Annotated in this window: 16 protein-coding genes; 5 read left to right on the forward strand and 11 right to left on the reverse strand. The window is 67.4% G+C overall.

The genetic code is table 11. From position 1 onward, the window contains the following. Positions 1 to 519 precede the first annotated feature (519 nt). From CFB81_RS26575 to phnS, 7 genes are read right to left on the reverse strand one after another with little or no spacing between them, the layout of a single operon-like run. Positions 520 to 1,074 (reverse strand): phosphonate degradation HD-domain oxygenase, encoded by a 555-nt coding sequence (locus CFB81_RS26575; RefSeq protein WP_089437153.1) that lies wholly within the window; start codon positions 1,072 to 1,074, stop codon positions 520 to 522. Between the two features lie 4 nt (positions 1,075 to 1,078). After that, on the reverse strand, positions 1,079 to 2,533 hold the full coding sequence (gene phnY, locus CFB81_RS26580; protein WP_089437154.1) for a phosphonoacetaldehyde dehydrogenase: 1,455 nt from the start codon (positions 2,531 to 2,533) through the stop codon (positions 1,079 to 1,081). Continuing rightward, complete coding sequence (gene phnA / locus CFB81_RS26585; protein ID WP_089437155.1) at positions 2,530 to 3,840, reverse strand: phosphonoacetate hydrolase; 1,311 nt, start codon at positions 3,838 to 3,840, stop codon at positions 2,530 to 2,532. The genes phnY and phnA overlap by 4 nt, the downstream gene beginning before the upstream one ends. Continuing rightward, positions 3,837 to 4,697: a 2-aminoethylphosphonate ABC transport system, membrane component PhnV gene (gene phnV, locus CFB81_RS26590; RefSeq protein WP_089437156.1), complete on the reverse strand. Its 861-nt coding sequence runs from the start codon at positions 4,695 to 4,697 to the stop codon at positions 3,837 to 3,839. Before phnV ends, phnA begins: the two co-directional genes overlap by 4 nt. Further along, the gene (phnU, locus tag CFB81_RS26595) at positions 4,687 to 5,607 is read right to left on the reverse strand and encodes a 2-aminoethylphosphonate ABC transporter permease subunit (RefSeq protein WP_089437157.1); all 921 of its coding nucleotides are present in this window, start codon (positions 5,605 to 5,607) and stop codon (positions 4,687 to 4,689) included. Before phnU ends, phnV begins: the two co-directional genes overlap by 11 nt. Beyond that, complete coding sequence (phnT, locus tag CFB81_RS26600; RefSeq protein WP_089437158.1) at positions 5,585 to 6,688, reverse strand: 2-aminoethylphosphonate ABC transport system ATP-binding subunit PhnT; 1,104 nt, start codon at positions 6,686 to 6,688, stop codon at positions 5,585 to 5,587. Before phnT ends, phnU begins: the two co-directional genes overlap by 23 nt. 34 nt (positions 6,689 to 6,722) lie before the next feature. Further along, positions 6,723 to 7,814 carry a 2-aminoethylphosphonate ABC transporter substrate-binding protein gene (phnS, locus tag CFB81_RS26605; RefSeq protein ID WP_069621235.1) on the reverse strand — a complete coding sequence of 364 codons (1,092 nt, stop codon included), beginning with the start codon at positions 7,812 to 7,814 and terminating at the stop codon, positions 6,723 to 6,725. A 259-nt stretch (positions 7,815 to 8,073) separates the two neighbouring features. On the opposite strand from phnS, the gene CFB81_RS26610 reads away from it, so the two are divergent. Continuing rightward, on the forward strand, positions 8,074 to 9,183 hold the full coding sequence (locus tag CFB81_RS26610; protein WP_089437159.1) for a 2-aminoethylphosphonate--pyruvate transaminase: 1,110 nt from the start codon (positions 8,074 to 8,076) through the stop codon (positions 9,181 to 9,183). A 102-nt stretch (positions 9,184 to 9,285) separates the two neighbouring features. Here CFB81_RS26610 and CFB81_RS26615 read toward each other — a convergent pair whose 3' ends face one another. The 3 genes from CFB81_RS26615 to aroQ are packed head-to-tail and all read right to left on the reverse strand — an operon-like array spanning position 9,286 to position 11,973. Beyond that, positions 9,286 to 10,629, reverse strand: a complete 1,344-nt coding sequence (locus CFB81_RS26615) for an MFS transporter (RefSeq protein ID WP_069621237.1) — start codon at positions 10,627 to 10,629, stop codon at positions 9,286 to 9,288. 37 nt (positions 10,630 to 10,666) lie between these two features. After that, positions 10,667 to 11,521, reverse strand: coding sequence for a shikimate dehydrogenase (locus CFB81_RS26620; protein WP_069621238.1), 855 nt, complete (start codon positions 11,519 to 11,521; stop codon positions 10,667 to 10,669). Continuing rightward, a complete protein-coding gene (aroQ, locus tag CFB81_RS26625) occupies positions 11,518 to 11,973 on the reverse strand; it encodes a type II 3-dehydroquinate dehydratase (RefSeq protein WP_050017300.1) in 456 nt (151 codons plus the stop codon). The genes CFB81_RS26620 and aroQ overlap by 4 nt, the downstream gene beginning before the upstream one ends. A gap of 272 nt (positions 11,974 to 12,245) precedes the next feature. Here aroQ and CFB81_RS26630 point away from each other — a divergent pair, with 272 nt between their 5' ends. After that, entirely contained in the window at positions 12,246 to 14,138 is a 1,893-nt protein-coding gene (locus CFB81_RS26630; RefSeq protein WP_089437160.1) for a bifunctional sugar phosphate isomerase/epimerase/4-hydroxyphenylpyruvate dioxygenase family protein, read from the forward strand. A gap of 290 nt (positions 14,139 to 14,428) precedes the next feature. Further along, a complete protein-coding gene (locus tag CFB81_RS26635) occupies positions 14,429 to 14,692 on the forward strand; it encodes a hypothetical protein (RefSeq protein ID WP_050017302.1) in 264 nt (87 codons plus the stop codon). Positions 14,693 to 14,769: 77 nt separating this feature from the next. On the opposite strand, the gene CFB81_RS26640 is transcribed toward CFB81_RS26635, so the two are convergent. After that, complete coding sequence (locus tag CFB81_RS26640) at positions 14,770 to 15,564, reverse strand: AraC family transcriptional regulator (RefSeq protein ID WP_089437161.1); 795 nt, start codon at positions 15,562 to 15,564, stop codon at positions 14,770 to 14,772. A 563-nt stretch (positions 15,565 to 16,127) separates the two neighbouring features. Here CFB81_RS26640 and CFB81_RS26650 point away from each other — a divergent pair. Beyond that, positions 16,128 to 17,306, forward strand: a complete 1,179-nt coding sequence (locus CFB81_RS26650; protein ID WP_249190613.1) for a branched-chain amino acid ABC transporter substrate-binding protein — start codon at positions 16,128 to 16,130, stop codon at positions 17,304 to 17,306. 321 nt (positions 17,307 to 17,627) lie between these two features. Next, on the forward strand, positions 17,628 to 18,938 hold the full coding sequence (locus CFB81_RS26655; protein WP_069621494.1) for an MFS transporter: 1,311 nt from the start codon (positions 17,628 to 17,630) through the stop codon (positions 18,936 to 18,938). Positions 18,939 to 18,959: the final 21 nt, after the last annotated feature.

The following is an 18,959-nucleotide window of genomic DNA, read 5'->3' on the forward strand; positions in this document are numbered from 1 at the left end:
AAACTCTTCAGTTCAAACCTGTTACTGTTTTCGGTTCTTTCGAACCGGTCGCTCACTCAAAGCTGACAGGAATATGAATCACTTCATAAACCTGACTTACTTTAGTGTGAGACTCTTGATACTTTCGCTTTTCTGATCCGAGGATCAGCTCGCTACCATCAAGCGCCCACACTTATCGGCTGTTAATTTTTAAAGAGCATTCTGCGAGGAACTTCGTGTTTCCCGGCAGCGCTGCGTTTTCAGCAGCAGAGAAGCGAGATTATGAACCGTGTTCCGCAGTTCGTCAACAACTTTTTACACTACATCGTTGCGACCGCCGGGCCATCTTCCTGCGCCGCCACGGCTCGCTACATCCCGAACCCGACAACACCGCTTCCCTTCCTCCCGCGCCGCGTTTCCGTTAGCGCGAAAGAGGCGTGATTCTAAGCATCCTCCGGCAATCGCACAAGGGGTTTCGCGAAAAATATAAGGCGCCGCACGCCGTCGCGTGCGGCGCCTTATATGGACGCAACCGAACCGTCAGGAGACCCCGCGCACCTGGCGCGCGACGATCTCCATATAGTGATCGAGATCCGGCGTCACCTTGCCCTCCTCCTTCGCCATGTCGTCCCAGCGGCGCAGCCGCAGCGCGTCCTCCGCGAACGGGCGCTGCAGGAATGCCGCCGTCTCCTCTTCACTGAAAATGCCGCCCTGCAACGACAGACTACGCACCGAGTCCGGCGACAGGCTCTCGAAGTAGCCGGCGTCCGTGCGGCACAGGCAGCGCTTCGCGTCGACGTGCAGCCGAATCGGCTCCAACACCGCATCGGCAAACAGCGGCCGCAGGAACGGCAGCACGTAATACTGATGCAGATCGTCGATCCCGCGCGCGCTCGGCGTTTCGCCCTGACGATTCAGCAGATGGCCGAGATCGTGCAGGAATGCCGCCGCGACCAGCGCTTCGCCCGCCCCGGATTCCTCCGCCAGCCATCCACTCTGCAGCGCATGTTCGAGCTGCGTGACCGGTTCGCCGCTATAGGCCACATGGCCATGCTCGCGATACAGCCCGTAAATCTCTTCCACCGTCAGCGCCATTCGTTTACTCCCACGGCAGCGAAAACGTCTTCAGGTTCGTGAAGCTCTTCATCGCCTCCTGAACGCCTTCCTTGTAACCGAGCCCCGAATCCTTGATTCCGCCGAACGGCGACAGCTCGATCCGGTATCCGGGCACTTCCCATACGTTCACCGTGCCGACGTTCAGTTCGTTCACGAACCGCACGACCGCCGCCGTACTATCCGTACAGACGCCCGACGACAACCCGAATGCCGTGCCATTGCTGATCCGGATCGCGTCGTCGATCGTGTCGAACGCGATGACGGGCGACACGGGCCCGAAGGTCTCCTCGCGCACGATCGTCATCGACGGATCGACGTTGTCGAGCACGGTCGGCGCATACAGCGCGCCGCGCCGCACGTTGCCGGTCAGCAGACGCGCGCCCTGCGCAACCGCCTCGTTCACGCGCGCCTCGAACAGTCGCGCCGCCGCCTCGTCGATCACCGTGCCCATTTCGTTCGCGGAATCGAACGGATCGCCGTATTTCCATGCGCGCGTCTTCTCGACGAGCAATTCGGTGAATGCGGGCGCGATCGAGCGCTGCACCAGCATCCGCTTGACGGCCGTGCAGCGCTGACCCGAATTCCGGTACGAGCCCAGCACCGCCAGCGATGCCGCACGGTCGAGATCGGCATCGGCGAGGACGATCAGCGGATCGTTGCCGCCCAGCTCCAGCACGATGCGACGGTAGCCGGCCCGCGCGGCAATCGCCTTGCCGATCGCGACGCCGCCCGTGAAGGTAATCAGCGACGCATGCGGATGCGTGACGAGTTCGTCCGCGATTTCGACCGGGCTGCCAGTCAGCACCTGCAGCATCGGCTCCGGCAGCCCGGCTTCATAGAGCAGATCGGCCAGATAGAACGCCGACAGCGGCACCTTCTCCGACGGCTTCACGATCACGCGGTTGTTGGTCGCGATCGCCGGCGCGATCTTGTGCGCGACCTGGTTCATCGGATGATTGAACGGCGTGATCGCGACGATCACGCCGTCGAGCGGCTGGCGCTGCGAGAACACGCGCCGCGTCTTGCCGTGGGGCGTCAGGTCGCATGAGAAACTCTGCGCGTCGTCGCGCAGCGCCTCGAGCGCCGCGAACTTCAGCACGTCGGCCACACGGCCGATCTCGTAGCGCGAATCCTGTTTCGACAGCCCCGACTCGAGCGTGATCAGATCGGACGCTTCCTCGGTGCGCTCGCGCAGCAACGCAGCCGCACGTTCGAGAATCTGCGAACGTACGTAGCGCGTAAGCGTCGGCCGGTAGGCCATCGCGTAATCGAACGCCGCGCGCACGTCGTCGACGCTGGCGAGCGGCACGGTGCCGACGCGTGTGCCCGTGTACGGATCGGTGACGTCGAGCGTGCGCTCGCGCATCGCGCGCGTGCCGCACCAGCGCAATGCTTCGGCACGAAACGACGGATGATCCTGCCGCGGATGAGCCATCATGTCGCGATCCGGTTCAACACGAAATCGAACACGTCGAAGTTGCGCGGCCGCCGGCTGGGATCGTCGCGCTCGATACGGCGATTGAACAGCAGCGGCACTTCCTGCTCGGACACGCCGCCATGCGAACGCAGCGGCACCGTGAGGCCCGACAGGTCGTGTTCGCGCTCGCGGGTGCCGAGCGTCATGTCGCGGCGGCCGATCACGACGAGATCGCCGATCCGGTCGGCCGGCAGTTCGAAACGTGCGGCGGCTTCCGCGTTGTCGAGCACGAGCTCGACGCCGTCGAGGCCGCCGACGCGCCACATCGCCTCGGCCCGGTCGACACCCGGCGCCAGGTAGATCGTCGCGAACGAACCGAGCGCACCGTGATGCACGACGTACGGATCGGTAATCGGCAGGATCACGCGCGCAGCCTGCGCGCCGTACCAGCCGTCGAACGCATCCTGCAGATAGATCACGTTCGGTCGGCCCGTCGCCGGATCGTGCTTCGCGTTCATCCCGTGGTCGGCCGTGAGGCCGATCGCCCAGCCAAGCGCGTCGAGCTGCGCGAGGTAGCCGTCCATCATCGCGTAGAACGCGTTCGCGCCGGCACTCCCCGGCTCGCACTTGTGCTGCACGTAGTCGGTGGTCGACAGATACATCAGGTCCACCTGCCGCGTCTGTGCGAGCCGCACGCCGGCCGCGAACACGAATTCGGACAACGCCGCGCTGTATACGTCCGGCGACGGCAGGCCGACCCAGTCGAGCACGTCGACGATCCCGTTTTCCGCGAGATTGGCCTGCGCCGCCTTCTCGGCCGAAAAGCAGATACCCTTCAACCGCCAGCCGAGCAGCCGGCGCAACTTGTCCTTCGCGGTCACGACGGCCACCCGCGTGCCGGCGTCGGCCGCCGCCGCGAGCAGCGTGCCGGCGCGCAGGTAGGCCGGGTCGTTCATCATGACTTCGGCGCCGCGCCCACCGTCGGCGGCCGGGTCCCAGAAATAGTTGCCGCAGATGCCGTGGACCGACGGCGGCACGCCGCAGACGATCGACAGGTTGTTCGGGTTGGTGAAGGTCGGCACGACGCAATCGGCACGCCACGCGGTGCCGTGCTCGATCATCCGGCCGATGAACGGCGCGACACCCGCTTCCACCGCGCGTTCGAGATAGTCGTATTCGCAACCGTCGACGCAAACGACGACGGTCGGCTCGACCGGCAGCCGGTAGCATCGGCCGTTGACGTCGATCGAGCGTCCCGCGCGATTCGTCGACCCGTTGCCGGCGGCCGCTTGCTCGCCGGGGCGCCACAACGCGAACGCGGCGTTCATGATGCCGCCCGCGTGCCGCGCGGCACGCGCGCGGCGATCAGCAGCAGCGCCGCGAGCGATGCGCCGAGCATCACCAGCGACAGCGCCGATGCCGGCAGGTAATAACCGCGCTCCACTTGCCCGATCACGACGATCGGCACGGTCGCGAAGCCCGGCGGATACACCGTCAGCGTCGCGCCGAGCTCGCCGAGCGACAACGCGAAGCCGAGCGCGAGGCTCGCGCGCAGCGCCGGCACGAGCTGCGGCAGCAGCACGCGGCGCAGCACCATCGCGGGCGGCGCACCAAGGCTCGCGGCGGCTTCGCGCAGCACGGTCAGTTCCGGGCGCAGCGCGGCGGCCGCGCAGCGATAGCAGAACGGCAGAATCAGCGCGAGCTGCACGAGCACGACGATCGCCGCCGAGCTCGACAGGTCCAGCGGCTTCTGGTGATACGCGATCAGCACCGCGAGCCCGAGTACGACGCTCGGCACGCCGTTCGGCACCATCACGAGCGCGTCGACGACCGCGCCGAGGCCGCGCCGGTCACGCCCTTCGAGCGCGAGCGCCAGCCACAGCCCGAGGGTCGTGCCGAGAACCGACACGCCGAAGCCGATTTCGAGGCTCGTCAGCAGCGCATCGTATTCCGGCGAACCAAGCCGCTCGAACCAGCGCAGGCTGTAGCCGGCCGGCAAAATCGTCCCCGACCACTGCGTCGACACGCTCGACAGCGCGACGACGATCACCGGCAGCACGAACAGCCAGAAGCACGCGAACGCGGCCAGAGCGAGCGCGGCGCGCGACGCATGCTTGAGCAGCGTGTCGCTCCAGCCGATCCGGTGGCGCGGCACGGCCTGCCCGATACGGAATTCAGCGGACATCGTTCCCTCCCGTCGCACGCCGGTTCACCCGGCGATAAACCGCATACAGCGCCAGTGACAGCGACAACATCACGACCGCGCCGGCCGATGCGGTCGGCAGGTCGAGATCGACGGTCGCGCTGCTGTAGATCGCAACCGGCAGCGTGACGAGCCGCGCGCTGCCGAGCACGAGCAGGATGCCGAACTCGTTGAGCGTCAGCAGGAAGCACAGCACGGTGCCGGCGGCGATGCCCGGCCACGCGATCGGCAGCACGACGCGGCGCGCGAGCATCCAGCCGGGCGCGCCGAGGCTGCGCGCGGCTTCGATCAGCCGCAAGTCGAGCGTCGCGAACGATGCAAGCGTCGGCCGGACGACGAACGGCGTGTAGAACACGGTCTGCGCGAGAATCACGCCGCCGATGCCGAACAGGAAATCGAGCGGCGGGTTCTCCAGATGGAACAGGTGCTGCAGCGCGATGCTGATCGAGCCCTGCGAGCCGTACAGGAAGATCAGCGTGAACGCGACGAGGAACGACGGAAACGCGACGTACAGCTCCAGGAAGCGCGTGACGAGCGACGCACCCGGGAACGGCCTGAAGAACAGCAGCGCGGCCAGCAGCACACCGAGCACCGACGCGGTGCCGGCGCTCGCGAACAGCACGCCGAGCGTCGTCAGCAGCACGTTGCGCGTGTCGGGATTGCCGAAGAAAGTCCGGTACGCGGCGAAACCGAGCCCGTGATCGCCCGACACGCTCAGCAGCACGAGCCGCACCAGCGGGTAGACGACGAGCGGGCCGAGCACGACGATCGCGAGCGCGGCCAGGTGCAGGTCGCCCATTCGCCTGCGGCGTCGCGCGGCGGCGGCATGCGCGGCGGCCGACGCGAGCACGTGCGGCGGCAGGCCGGCTTCAGGGCTCGATAAGGACGACATCGTCTGCCTCGCAATGCAGGGACACGCGTGCGCCGCGCTCGGGAGCCGCGCCGCGGCCGCGCTGCATCGTGACGCGCACGGGCTCGTCGGGCGCTGCGTCGATCACGACCGCGATCGACAGGTCCGCGCCCTGCCATTCGACCGACGACACGGTGCCGTGCAGACCGCCGGCCGCGGGCGCCATCACGGTGAGGCGCTCGGGGCGCACGCAGGCGACCTTGCCGCGTATCTCGTGGCGCGGATCGCCGAGCGGGAAGATCACGTGCGGCGGCAGCAGGTTCGCCGGGCCGAGATAGCGCGCGACGTAGCCGTCCTGCGGCGCGTCGTACAGCTGCTGCGGCGTGCCGAGCTGCGCGATGCGGCCGTCGCGCATCAGCAGCGCGCGGTCGGACAGCACGAGCGCGTCGTCGCGGTCGTGCGTCACGCAGACGACGGTCAGGTTCGGCAGGCGCTCGTGCAGCGCCTTCAGTTCGCTGCGCACCGACGCGCGCAGGTTGGCGTCGAGCGCCGACAGCGGCTCGTCGAGCAGCAGCACGTCCGGCTCGATCACGAGCGCGCGGGCCAGCGCGACGCGCTGCTGCATCCCGCCAGACAGCTGCGCGGGCAGATGATGGCCGGCGTCGCCGAGCTGCACGAGCTTCAGCGCGTCGGCGACGCGGCGCGTCACTTCCGACGACGCCATCCCGCGGGCGCGCAGCCCGAATGCGACGTTCTCGAATACCGACAGGTGCGGGAACAGCGCGTAATTCTGGAACAGCAGACCGAGGTTGCGCTTGTGCGGCGGCGCATAGGTCAGGTCGCGGCCGGCCACGGTCAGCGTGCCGGTCAGGCCATCGGCCTTCACGAACCCGGCGATGAAGCGCAGCAGCGTGGTCTTGCCGCAGCCGCTCTTGCCGAGCACGGTCAGAAATTCGCCGGCGCCGATCGACAGCGACAGATCTTCGAGCACCGTGCGCGCGCCGTAGCGCACGCTCAGGTGCTGGATCTGCACGCCGCCCGGCGCGCCGGACCGCAGCGTCGCGTGCGGTTCGGCGGCGCCGAATGCGCCGGGATGGGTCAGGGCGGTGTCCACCGGGTTCATCCTCTTGCTCGCTGATACGGGCGGCGTGCGCCGGTCATTTCGGCTTGACGACGTCGAGCTGCTTGCCCGAGCTGCCGATCACGTCCTTCTTCCAGCGCTCGATCCATTCCGGTTTCTTCGCCATCACCTGGGTCCAGTCGACCGGGATCAGATTCACGCCCGCGATCGCCTTCTTGACCGCTTCGCCGTTCTTGCCCGCCAGCGGCACGTCGGTGCGGCCCGGGATGCCGTACATGTCCGGCACCTTCGACTGCACTTCCGTCGACATCAGGTAGTCGATCAGCTTCCTGCCGGCGTCCTGGTTCGGGCCGCTCTTGATCAGGCCGATACCGTACGGCAGCTGGAACGTGGTCGGCCGGTCGCCGTCCTTCGCGGCCAGGAAGATCGGCTTGACCGACAGCGCGCCATGTTCGGCGTCGTCGAGATCCATCTGCAGATCGCCATTCGCGACGCTGATCTCGTTGCGCGACAGCAGCACGTTCAGGTAGCCCGTGCCCTTGGTGTGGAACTTCACGCTCTGCGACAGCTTCGCGAGGTAGTCGAACGCCTTGTCCTCGCCCATCAGCGACGTCGTCAGGATCAGCACGGCCATCCCGTCACCGGCCGTGGCCGGGTTCGAGTACGCGACCTTGCCGGCGTAGGCCGGCGCGAGCAGGTCGGCGAACGTCTTCGGCTGGTTCTTCACGACGTCCGGGTTGATCGCGAACGAGAAGTAGTTGTTGACGAAGGTCGCCCACGTGCCGTCCTCGGCCTTCGCGATGGCCGGCACGTTCTTGTAGTTCACGCTCTGGTACGGCTGCAGCAGGCCCATCTGGCCGGCTTGCTGGATGAACGGCGGCAGCGTGACGATCACGTCGGCCTTCGGGGAATGCTTCTCGATGTTCGCGCGGTTCACCACCTCGCCACTGCCCGCCGTCACGATGTTGACCTTCACGCCTTCCTTCTTCTCGAAAGCCGGCAGCACATCGCGATAGAGGTTCTCGAGGCCGTCCGCCGTGTACAGCACGACCGCATTCGCCGCATGCGCCGACATCGCGGCGCCTTGCAGCAGACCGGCGGCGCAGGCGGCCAGCGCGAGCTTGCGGAATGCGCCGGCGGCGGCGCGCGAGGGTTTCTGCAGTGTCATCTCACTTCTCCGTAGGCGGAACACCAAACGGCCGGGGCACGATCCGGCTCTCCTGTTATCTGGGGGCAGGCCGCTGAACGACCGCCGTGTTGCCGCGCTCGGCTGGGTGTCGCGCGGCAACCGAAGGATCACAGCGTTCGATGACAAAGCCGTGACGAATGCCACAATTTCCAAAAAATGACACATTTTGCCACTATCATGCAAGTCATCCGGAAATGCCGCCCGGCGTTTCGCTCGCCCTTTGCTGGAGATAAAAGCCATGCCCGACCCGATCCTGCTCACGCCCGGCCCGCTCACCACGTCCGCCACAACACGCCACGCAATGCAACATGACTGGGGGTCGTGGGACGCCGCTTTCAATCAACTGACGGCCAGCGTCTGCGCGGATCTCGTCGCCATCGCGCAGGGCGGCGACGCGTACGTGTGCGTGCCGATGCAGGGCAGCGGCACGTTCTCGGTCGAAGCCGCGCTCGGCACGCTGGTGCCGCGCGACGGCGTCGTGCTGGTGCCTGACAACGGCGCATATTGCGCGCGGATCCTGAAGATCCTCGGCCGGCTCGGCGTCGACGCGATCGCGTTGCCGTTCGGCGAGGACGCGGCCGTCGACGCGGCGGCCGTGGAGGCCGCGTTCGCGCGCGAGCCGCGCATCACGCACGTCGCGCTCGTGCACCTGGAAACGAGCGCGGGGATCCTGAATCCGCTCGATGCGATCGCGGCCGCATGCCGGCGGCACGGCAAGCGGCTGATCGTCGATGCGATGAGTTCGTTCGGCGCGCTGCCGATCGCGCTGGCGGACAGCGGCATCGACGCGCTGATCTCGGCCAGCGGCAAATGCCTCGAAGGCGTGCCGGGAATGGGGTTCGCGATCGTGCGGCGCGACGCGCTCGACGCGAGCGAAGGCAACGCGCGGTCGCTCGCGCTCGATCTCCACGATCAGTACGCGTATCTGCGCAAGACGGGGCAATGGCGCTTCACGCCGCCGACGCACGTGATTGCCGCGCTGCGCGCCGCGCTCGACCAGTACCTCGCCGAAGGCGGCCAGCCGGCGCGCGGGGCACGTTATGCGGAGAACTGCCGGACGCTCGTCGAATCGATGCGTGCGCTCGGCTTCGCGCCGTTCCTCGACGCGGGCGTGCAGGCGCCGGTGATCGTCACGTTTCACGCGCCCGACCATCCGGCCTACGATTTCCGCCGCTTCTACGACGCGGTGCGCGACGCGGGCTTCATCCTGTATCCGGGCAAGCTCACGCGGCTCGAGACGTTCCGCGTCGGCTGCATCGGCGCGATCGATGCGGGCGATATCCGGCGCGCGGTCGCGGCGATCGCGGCCGCGGTCGAATCGCTCGGCATCGCGATGCAGCACGCATGAAGTGGCGTACATGCCGGCCCGCCCGCCGGCGCCCGCGAACAAAAAAGCCCGGCGGCCGATTGGCCGCCGGGCGAACGCACCGTGTGTGCGGGGAACGGGTGCTTACAGCTCGATCCGCTTGATGTCGCCGACGACGAAGATGTACGACAGCGCACCGACCAGCGCGATCACGCCGATGAATACGAGCGCGCCGACGAACGAGCCGGTCGACGCGACGATGAAGCCGACGACGAGCGGGGTGATGATGCCGGCGAGGTTCGCCGCGAAGTTGAAGATGCCGCCCGTCACGCCGAGCAGGCCGTCCGGTGCGATATCCGACACGAGCGTCCAGCCGAGCGCGGCCATCCCCTGCGCGAAGAATGCGACCGACATGATCGCGATTACCGCTTCGTTGCTCTGCACGTAGTTCGCGAGAATGATCGTCGACGCGAGCAGCAGGCCCGCGATGATCGGCAGCTTGCGTGCGAGGTTCGCGGACTTGCCGCGGCGCAGCAGCCAATCGGAGAAGATTCCGCCGAACATCACGCCGACCGACGCGGCGATGAACGGCATCACCGCGAAGAAGCCGATCTTCAGCCAGCCCATGTGGCGCTCGGTTGCCAGATAGGTCGGGAACCACGTCAGGAAGAACACGAGCGTCGAGTTGCCGGCGAACTGGCCGAGGCAGATGCCCGCGAGCTGGCGCTTCTTCACCAGTCGGCCGACCATCGACCAGCTGAACTTCGGCTGCGCGGCCTTGCCGCTCTTGTCGTCGGTCTTGCGCACGCCGTGCACGAGGCCGCCGCCCGCTTCGATGTACGCGAGTTCCTCCGAGTTCGCGCCCGGATGGTTGCGCGGCTCGTGGTAGAACTTCCACCAGACGAGGCCGAATGCAATGCCGACCGCGCCCACGACCCAGAACAGCGAGCGCCAGCCGAATGCGCCCATCAGCGCGAACAGCACGGGGCTGAAGAACGCGAGGCCGATATATTCGCCGACGGTATAGGTGCCGGTCGCCATCGCGCGTTCGTTCTGCGGGAACCACGTCGCGACGACGCGGCTGTTGGTCGGGAAGCATGGCGCTTCCGTCACACCGAGGCCCAGCCGGCACGCGAGCAACGTCGCGACGCCCGGCACGAAGCCTTGCAGGAACGTGCACAGCGACCACAGCGTCATCGACCAGTAATAGGTGATCTTGCTGCCGAAGCGGTCGAGGAACAGGCCGCCGGGCACCTGCATCGCCACGTACGTCCACGAAAACGCGGAGAACATGATGCCCATCACGGCCGCGTTGATGCCGAGCTCCTTGGTGAGCTGCGGCGCAGCCACGCCCAGCACGGTTCGGTCGAGGTAGTTGATCATCGTGCCGATCGCGAGCAGCGCGAGGATCTTGTAGCGCGCCGACGTGCGCCGGACCGTGCCGGCCGCCTGCGCCGGCGCGGCGCTCGTGTGGGTGGTGTGCTGCATGGTCGTCTCCTGGTCTCTTTCTGTGTCTGTAAGGGGGTCAGCGCGCGACGAGCGACTGAAAGTGATCGAACATCCGCTCGGCGTCGGGCGTGCGCCCGGTGAAGAGCTCGAACGCGTCGACGGCCTGGTACACGGCCATCCCGCCGCCCGGCAGCGTCGCGCAGCCGGCCGCGCGCGCGGCGCGGATCAGTTCGGTTTCGAGCGGGAAATACACGATGTCGGCCACCCACATGCCCGCATGCAGCAGCTCGGCCGGCAGCGGCAGGCCCGGATGCTTGGCCATGCCGGTCGGCGTGCAGTGGATCAGGCCGGTCGCCGCGCGCATCGCGGCGGCGAGATCGCTGCCCGGCGTGACGCGGGCGGCGGGGAAGCGCTGCTGTAATTCGCCCGCCAGCGCGGTGGCGCGCGTGCCGTCGACGTCGAAAATCGTCAGTTCGGCCGCGCCCATCTGCAGCGCCGCGTGCGCGACGGCCGCGCCCGCGCCGCCCGCGCCGAGCTGGACGACGCGTTCGAGCGACGCGCCGGGCAACCCACGGCTAAACGATTTCGCGAAGCCCGACCAGTCGGTGTTGTGGCCGATCCGCTTGCCGTCCTTGAACAGCACGGTGTTCACCGCGCCGAGTGCTCGCGCGTCGTCCGACAGCGCGTCGAGGTGCTCGATCACGCGCTGCTTGCACGGGTGCGTGATGTTCAGCCCGTTGTAGCCCATCCGCTGCGCGGCGTCGAGCAGTTCCGGCAGCGCGTCGGCGGTCACGCCGAGCACGTCGAGATCGATGCGCCGGTACACGTAGCCGAAGCCCTGGCGGAATCCCTCTTCCTCGTGCATCGCGGGCGACAGCGAACCGCCGATGCCCTGGCCGATCAGGCCGATCAGGAACGACGGGCGGCTCATCGTGCGGCTCCCTTCGCGAATACCGTCGCCAGGCGCTGCAGCGCGAACACGTAGCCTTCGGTGCCGCAGCCGCAGATCACCGCTTCGGCCAGCGCCGACACATACGAATGGTGGCGGAACGCCTCGCGGCGATGGACGTTCGAGATATGCACTTCGATCACCGGCTTCGCGATCGCGGAAAGCGCGTCGGCCAGCGCCACCGACGTATGCGTGTAGGCGGCCGGGTTGATCACGATGCCGTGCGTGTCGTGACGCGCGGCGTGCAGCCAGTCGATCAGCTGGTGCTCGGCATTCGACTGGCGAAAGTCGATTTCCAGGCCGAGCCCTTCCCCCGCCGTGCGGCAGCGCTGCTCGAGGTCGGCGAGCGTTTCCGCGCCGTAGATATGGGGCTCGCGCGTGCCCAACAGATTCAGGTTCGGGCCGTTCAGCACCAGTACCTTGTGCTTGCTCATCGTGTTTCTGCTCCTGAAACAGGGGCGGACCACGATCGGCGCCGCCCCGAAGACATCGGAATTTGGCGCTAGTGTGCGCCCGTGCAAGCGGGCTGTCTTTTCGGGTTTTCGCTAATTTGTACCATCTAGTTAGTTTGTACAATACGGATGACTAGCCCAGTAAATTCGGGATATGGCGCCCGCGCCGAACTCAACGACTGGTTCATTCAGGGTCGGTTCGACACGGTCGGTTAGACCGGCGTCATGCCCCGCTCATCCGCAGGAATCGCCCCATGCAGCGCTCGATTGCCACCGTGTCACTGTCCGGCACGCTCGCCGAGAAGCTCGCCGCCGTCCAGGCCGCGGGCTTCGACGGCGTCGAAATCTTCGAAAACGACCTTGTCTATTTCGACGGATCGCCGGCCGACGTCCGGCGCATGGCCGCCGATCTCGGCCTCGACATCGTGCTGTTCCAGCCGTTTCGCGACTTCGAGGGCGTGAGCGCGGCCCAGCTTGCGCGCAATCTCGATCGCATCAAGCGCAAGTTCGACGTGATGCATGCGCTCGGCACGGACCGCATCCTCGTCTGCAGCAGTGTGGCGGCCGATACGATCGCCGACGACGGGTTGCTCGTCGACCAGCTCGGCGTGCTGGCCGAAGCCGCGCGGCAGGCCGGCGTGGTGGCCGCGTACGAAGCGCTCGCGTGGGGCCGCGTCGTGAAGCGGTACGGCCACGCGTGGAAGCTCGTGAATGCGGTGAACAGCCCGCACCTCGGCCTCGCGCTCGACAGCTTCCACACGCTGTCGCTCGACGATTCGCCGGACGGAATCGCCGATATCCCCGGCGACCGGATCGCCTTCGTGCAGATCGCCGACGCGCCGAAGCTCGTGATGGACGTGATCGAATGGAGCCGCCACTACCGCTCGTTCCCGGGCCAGGGCGACTTCGACCTGGCGCGCTTCACCGCGCGCGTGATCGAGTCGGGCTATACGGGGCCGTTGTCGCTGGAGATCTTCAACGACGGCTTCCGCGCGGCGCCGACCGCGCTCACGGCTGCCGACGGCCATCGCTCGCTGCTCTATCTGGAAGACCTGACGCGCGCGCGGCTCGCCAAGGAGGGCCGCGCGCCGGCCGCCAGCCAGCCGCTGTTCGCGCCGCCCGCGCCGCCCGCGCACGTCGGGTTCCAGTTCATCGAATTCGCGGTCGACGCGCAGGCGGCGGCGACCGTCGGCGAATGGCTCGGCCGGATGCGCTTCCGGCTCGCCGGCCGGCATCGCTCGAAGGACGTGACGCTGTTCCAGCACGGCGCCGCATCGATCGTGCTGAACGCCGAGCGCGACTCGTTCGCCGATGCGTTCTTCCAGCAGCACGGGCTGTCGCTGTGCGCGTCGGCGTTCCGCGTCGACGACGCCAAAGTGGCGTTCGAACGCGCGGCCGGCTTCGGCTATGCGCCGTTCTCCGGCCGCGTCGGGCCGAACGAACGCGTGCTGCCGAGCGTGAAGGCGCCGGACGGCAGCCTCGAATATTTCGTCGACGAAGCGCCGGATGCGCCGACGCTGTATGAATCGGACTTCGTGCTGACCGACATCGACGGGCCGACCGAAGTCGGCCCGCTGACGGGCATCGACCATGTGTGCCTCGCGCTGCCGGCCGACGCGCTCGACACGTGGATCCTGTTCTTCAAGACGGCGTTCGGCTTCGAGGCCGAGCGCAGCTGGCTCGTGCCCGACCCGTACGGGCTGATGCGCAGCCGCGCGGTGCGCAGCGCCGACGGCTCGGTGCGGATCGCGCTGAACGCGTCGGTCGACCGTCATACGGCCGTCGCCGAATCGCTCGACCGCTACCACGGCACGGGGCTGAACCACGTCGCGTTCCGCACCGACGACATCGTGAAGACGGTCGCCGCGTTCGCGGCCGACGGCGTCCCGTTCCTGCGCATTCCGGCCAATTACTACGACGATCTCGCGGCGCGCTACGCGCTGCCGGACGAACTGATCGACACGCTGAGCGCGCATCACCTGCTCTACGACCGCGACGAGCACGGCGGCGAATTCCTGCATGCCTATACGGAACTGGTCGACAACCGCTTCTCGCTCGAGATCGTCGAGCGGCGCGGCGGGTATGACGGCTATGGCGCGGCGAATGCGGCCGTACGGCTCGCCGCGCAGGCGCAGCGGCGGAAATAAGGAGGAGAGAAGTCCGGGGCCGGATCGCGCTCGCGATTCGGCGATCGATTCGGCGATCGATTGGACCGCGCGATCTCGCCGCGCCATCGTCGCCGATCGGGCAGCCAAGTACCGGCCCGCGCGGTCGGCCGCGGCCATGCCGGAACCCGCGCGCCGTCCGCCGTTACATCCCGTAACCCGTACCGCGGCGCAGCATTGCGCCGCCCGCCCCGGTTTTAAGAATCGCTTAAGTCTTCGACGGCACCATCCGCAACCAGTACCCGATGGTTATCTCGAAAAGGAGGAAAGCGATGAGCGCCGTAGAAGCACCCGCGGGCCGCCCGGCCGCGCCCCCTGCAAAGAAGACGATGCTGCGCCGCCTGCTCAGTCATCATGAAATCGCGACGTTGCTCGTGCTGCTGCATGCACCGATCGGCGCGAACGCCAAACCCGAATTGCCCGCGCTGCAGGAAGCCGGCCTCGTCGAAATGGTCAAGCTCGACCCCGATACGTCCCCGAGCTTCCGGCTGACCGAAGACGGCACGGCCGTCCTGAAAGGGCTCGGCTACCGCTGAGCCGCCGCTTCACCCTTTCCCGTTTCCCCCGCCCGACCCTGATCCCAGCGACGCGCCGGCCATGCCGGCGAGTTGCGTCACCCTGCCCGCTCCTGCAGCATCAACCGGTATTCCGTCGGCGTCACGCCGACCGTCGCCTTGAACTGGCGCGTGAACGCACTGTGATCCGTGTAGCCGCATAGCGCGGCGACGTCGGTCACCTTGTCGTGCGTGACGAGCAGCGCGGTGGCCGCGTCGAGCCGCGTCTTCAGCAGCACCTGGCGCGGCGTCAGGTGAAACACCTTGTGGAAGTAGCGCTCGAGTTGCGCGACCGACATCCCCGCCATCTGCGCGAGGTGCTTCAGGTTCAGCGGCTGCACGTAGTGATCCTGGATGTGCTGGACCACGTCGGCGAGGCGGCTGTACGCCGGGTGCGATCCCTCGTGCGCCTTCAGGTCGCGCGAGATGCCCGCGAGACCGACCACCCGGCCCGCGGCGTCGCGCAGCGGCTCCTTGCAGGTCAGGCACCAGCCCGGCTGGCGGCCCGGATACAGGTGCAGCTCGAGCTGGTCCATCAACTGCTGGCCGGCGTTGATCGTCGCCATGTCCTGCTCGAAATAGCTGCGGCCGAAGCGGCGCGGAAACACCTCGTCGGCCGTCTTGCCGAGCAGGTCGCCCTTGTCCTTGTAGCCGCAGCGCATCGCCAGCGTGCGATTGACGATCGCGTAGCGGCCACTCGCATCCTTCACGAAGAACGCGACGTCCGGCAGCGCATCGAACACCGGTTCGAGCAGGCGAAAATGCGCGAGCATCGCGCCGAAATCGGCGTTGTCGGGCTGGTAGCGCAACGTGTCGGACAGGCTCATGGGCGGTACGGCAAGCAAGGTCGTCATCCCGGCAACCGCGAAGCGAGTGGCAGATGGCGTCGATTATAGGAGCGCCCCTTCGATCGCGTCGCATCGAATGCGGGGCGGGCAAGACGGTGGCCGGCGGCATCGCGCGCCCCGATCGCGGGCGACGCTGGTTGTGCACGCAACCAATGCAATGACGTGCGGGCCAGCAGCCGTTCGCTTTCGTCGCAGCCGGCGCAGCGCGTCGCATGCCGGCACCACCCACCCGAATCCGTCATCCTAAAAATGCCGACGGCCCGCGTCTTGGCGGGTTTGCGCATTCGCCATGACGATTTCGGCATATATCAGGGTAATCGACGATATGCCGATATCGTCGCCGGCCGCGCACCGAACGCGCAAGACGCACGCATTTTCGCTAACTAGACTTCGTTTCACGGTCACGAGACGACCTCCCGTCGCTGCCGCAATCGGCACGCACGGCCCGCCGCATCCGCTGTCGCACACGCCGATTCCGGCACAGCGCGCGCGGCATGCGACGCGCGTGCATGGCCTGCGCATCGGCCTGCCGACCGAACCGTCTCGCCCGGTTTACCGGCGCCGCCCGCATGCGCGCGGCGCCCCAACCACGCCATCAAGGGGAAGTGAAAGTGAAGCTGAAGGTATCGCACGTCGCGCTGGCCGCCGCCTGCGCACTGTCGGGCGCGCACGCCGTCGCCGCCGACGTCGTCAAGATCGGTTTCGCCGCACCGCTGACCGGCCCGCAGTCGAATTACGGCACGGACATGCAGAAGGGCGTGCAGCTCGCGATCGCCGATTTCAACGCGACGCATCCGACGATCGGCGGCAAGCCCGTCACGTTCCAGCTCGACGCGCAGGACGACCAGGCCGACCCGCGCACCGGCACGACCGTCGCGCAGCGGCTGATCGACGACAACGTCCGCGGGATCATCGGCCATTTCAACTCGGGCACCAGCATTCCCGCGTCCGACCTGTACGATCGCGCGGGGCTGCCGCAGATCTCGATGGCAACGTCGCCGCAATACACGGCGCGCGGCTACAAGACGACCTACCGGTTGCTGACGAGCGACGCGCAGGCGGGCCGCATCGTCGGCACGTACGCGGTGAAGACGCTGCGCTTCAAGCGCATCGCGATCATCGACGACCGCACGGCCTACGGCCAGGGCATCGCCGACGAATTCGCGAAGGCCGTCGAAGCGGCCGGCGGCACGATCGTCAAGCGCGACTTCACGAACGACAAGGCGCTCGATTTCTCCGCGATCCTGACCAACCTGAAGGGCGTGAATCCGGACGCGGTCTTCTACGGCGGCGGCGACGCGCAATCGTCGCCGATGATCCGCAAGATGCGCCAGCTCGGGATGAAGTCGGCATTCGTGACGGGCGAGATGTCGCGCTCGCCGACGTTCCTGAAGGTCGGCGGCGACGCGGCCGAAGGCGCGATCGTCTACATGGGCGGGCTGCCGAAGGAAAAGATGCCGGGCTTCTCCGGCTACGCGGCACGCTACAAGGCGCGCTTCAACGAAGACGTGATCACGTACTCGCCGTATTCGTACGACGGCACGATCGCGCTGCTCACCGCGATGAAGGACGCGAACTCGACCGATCCGAAGGTGTACACGCCGTATCTCGGCAAGGTGTCGATCAAGGGCGTGTCGGCGCCCAGCATCGCGTACGACGCAAAGGGCGACCTGAAGGATGCGCCGGTGACGATCTACAAGGTCGAGCGCGGCGCGTTCAAACCGGTCGACACGATCGCCGGCAACTGATAACCGATACGCGGCCGCGGCCCCGCGCGGCGCGCCCCCGGCTCACCGGCCGCCCGCGTCGCGCGCATCGGCTGCATGGTCCGAAGCCGCTCCCGGCGCGCGCCCGCGCGCAGGCATTTCGCGCTCCTGTAGAATCCCCCCACCCGCTTCGACGCTTCGTCTCCGCCGTGCCCCATCCCGGTGCGGCGGCGCGTGTTGCGTGCCTCACCCGGCACGCGGCGCGCTTCGACGACGCAAGCCGCGCCTTGTCAGTCCATGCCGAAAAGCGGGCCCTGGAGACGCAGCACCGACAACTACATTCGAAAACCGATCGTCCTGACCATGCAAGCTTCCGAATTGAGCGGCGTGCCTCGCGCCGCCGAACGCGCGCTCACGCGCAGCGACTACAAGACCCTTGGCCTCGCCGCACTCGGCGGCGCCCTCGAGTTCTACGACTTCATCATCTTCGTGTTCTTCGCGCCGGCGATAGGGCAGCTCTTCTTCCCGCACGACATTCCGGACTGGCTGCGCCAGTTGCAGACGTTCGGCATCTTCGCGGCCGGCTATCTCGCGCGCCCGCTCGGCGGCGTGATCATGGCGCACTTCGGCGACCTGTTCGGCCGCAAGCGGATGTTCACGCTGAGCGTGCTGATGATGTCGGTGCCGACGCTGCTGATGGGCCTGCTGCCGACCTACGACACGATCGGCATCCTCGCGCCGGTGTTGCTGCTGCTGTTCCGCGTGCTGCAAGGCGCGGCGGTCGGCGGCGAAGTGCCGGGCGCATGGGTGTTCGTGTCCGAGCACGTGCCGTCGCGCCACATCGGCTATGCCTGCGGCACGCTGACCGCGGGCCTCACGGCCGGCATCCTGCTCGGCTCGCTCGTCGCGGCCGGCATCAACAGCCGCTACTCGACGGCCGAAGTCGGGGCGTTCGCATGGCGCATCCCGTTCCTGCTCGGCGGCGTGTTCGGGCTGTTCTCCGTGTACCTGCGCCGCTGGCTGCATGAAACGCCGGTGTTCGCCGAGATGAAGGCGAAGAAGGCGCTCGCGGCCGAGATTCCGCTGAAGGCCGTGCTGCGCGACCACGGCCGCGCGGTAATCGTGTCGATGCTGCTCACGTGGATGCTGTCGGCCGCGATCGTCGTCGTGATCCTGATGACGCCCGCGCTGCTGCAGAAACAGTTTCACCTGACGCCCGCGACGACGCTGTTCGCGAACAGCGTCGCGACGCTGTGCCTGACGGCCGGCTGCATCACCGCGGGCTCGCTCGCGGGCTGGATCGGCGCGAAGCGCGTGCTCGGCATCGGCGGTATCGGGCTGGCCGCGTGCTACTACCTGCTGTTCGTGCAGGTCGCGGCCGATGCGTCGACGCTGCCGCTCTACTACGGGATCGCGGGCTTCATGGTCGGCACGATCGGCGCGGTGCCGTTCGTGATGGTCAAGAGCTTCCCGGCCGTCGTGCGCTTCTCGGGCATCTCGTTCTCGTACAACGTCGCGTATGCGATCTTCGGCGGGCTCACGCCGGTGATCGTGTCGCTGATGATGAAGTCGAATCCGCTCGCGCCGGTCGTGTACGTCGCGGCGATCTGCGTGCTCGGCGCGATCGCCGTGCAGTTCTCGAAGGATGCGAAGGACGCGAAGGACGCACGTTGAATGTCGGCGCGCACGCGCCGG

The sequence above is a fragment of the Burkholderia sp. AU28863 genome (assembly GCF_002223195.1).
In the GTDB taxonomy this organism is placed as follows: domain Bacteria; phylum Pseudomonadota; class Gammaproteobacteria; order Burkholderiales; family Burkholderiaceae; genus Burkholderia; species Burkholderia sola.

Coding starts and splice junctions, on each gene's coding strand:
- CFB81_RS26620 (WP_069621238.1), bottom strand. CDS start 11,521: ATGAGCCGCCCGTCGTTCCTGATCGGCCTGATCGGCCAGGGCATCGGC.
- CFB81_RS26615 (WP_069621237.1), bottom strand. CDS start 10,629: ATGCAGCACACCACCCACACGAGCGCCGCGCCGGCGCAGGCGGCCGGC.
- CFB81_RS26655 (WP_069621494.1), top strand. CDS start 17,628: ATGCAAGCTTCCGAATTGAGCGGCGTGCCTCGCGCCGCCGAACGCGCG.
- CFB81_RS26650 (WP_249190613.1), top strand. CDS start 16,128: ATGCGCGCGGCGCCCCAACCACGCCATCAAGGGGAAGTGAAAGTGAAG.
- phnS (WP_069621235.1), bottom strand. CDS start 7,814: ATGACACTGCAGAAACCCTCGCGCGCCGCCGCCGGCGCATTCCGCAAG.
- phnA (WP_089437155.1), bottom strand. CDS start 3,840: ATGAACGCCGCGTTCGCGTTGTGGCGCCCCGGCGAGCAAGCGGCCGCC.
- phnY (WP_089437154.1), bottom strand. CDS start 2,533: ATGATGGCTCATCCGCGGCAGGATCATCCGTCGTTTCGTGCCGAAGCA.
- CFB81_RS26610 (WP_089437159.1), top strand. CDS start 8,074: ATGCCCGACCCGATCCTGCTCACGCCCGGCCCGCTCACCACGTCCGCC.
- phnU (WP_089437157.1), bottom strand. CDS start 5,607: ATGTCGTCCTTATCGAGCCCTGAAGCCGGCCTGCCGCCGCACGTGCTC.
- CFB81_RS26635 (WP_050017302.1), top strand. CDS start 14,429: ATGAGCGCCGTAGAAGCACCCGCGGGCCGCCCGGCCGCGCCCCCTGCA.
- phnT (WP_089437158.1), bottom strand. CDS start 6,688: ATGAACCCGGTGGACACCGCCCTGACCCATCCCGGCGCATTCGGCGCC.
- phnV (WP_089437156.1), bottom strand. CDS start 4,697: ATGTCCGCTGAATTCCGTATCGGGCAGGCCGTGCCGCGCCACCGGATC.
- aroQ (WP_050017300.1), bottom strand. CDS start 11,973: ATGAGCAAGCACAAGGTACTGGTGCTGAACGGCCCGAACCTGAATCTG.
- CFB81_RS26630 (WP_089437160.1), top strand. CDS start 12,246: ATGCAGCGCTCGATTGCCACCGTGTCACTGTCCGGCACGCTCGCCGAG.
- CFB81_RS26575 (WP_089437153.1), bottom strand. CDS start 1,074: ATGGCGCTGACGGTGGAAGAGATTTACGGGCTGTATCGCGAGCATGGC.
- CFB81_RS26640 (WP_089437161.1), bottom strand. CDS start 15,564: ATGACGACCTTGCTTGCCGTACCGCCCATGAGCCTGTCCGACACGTTG.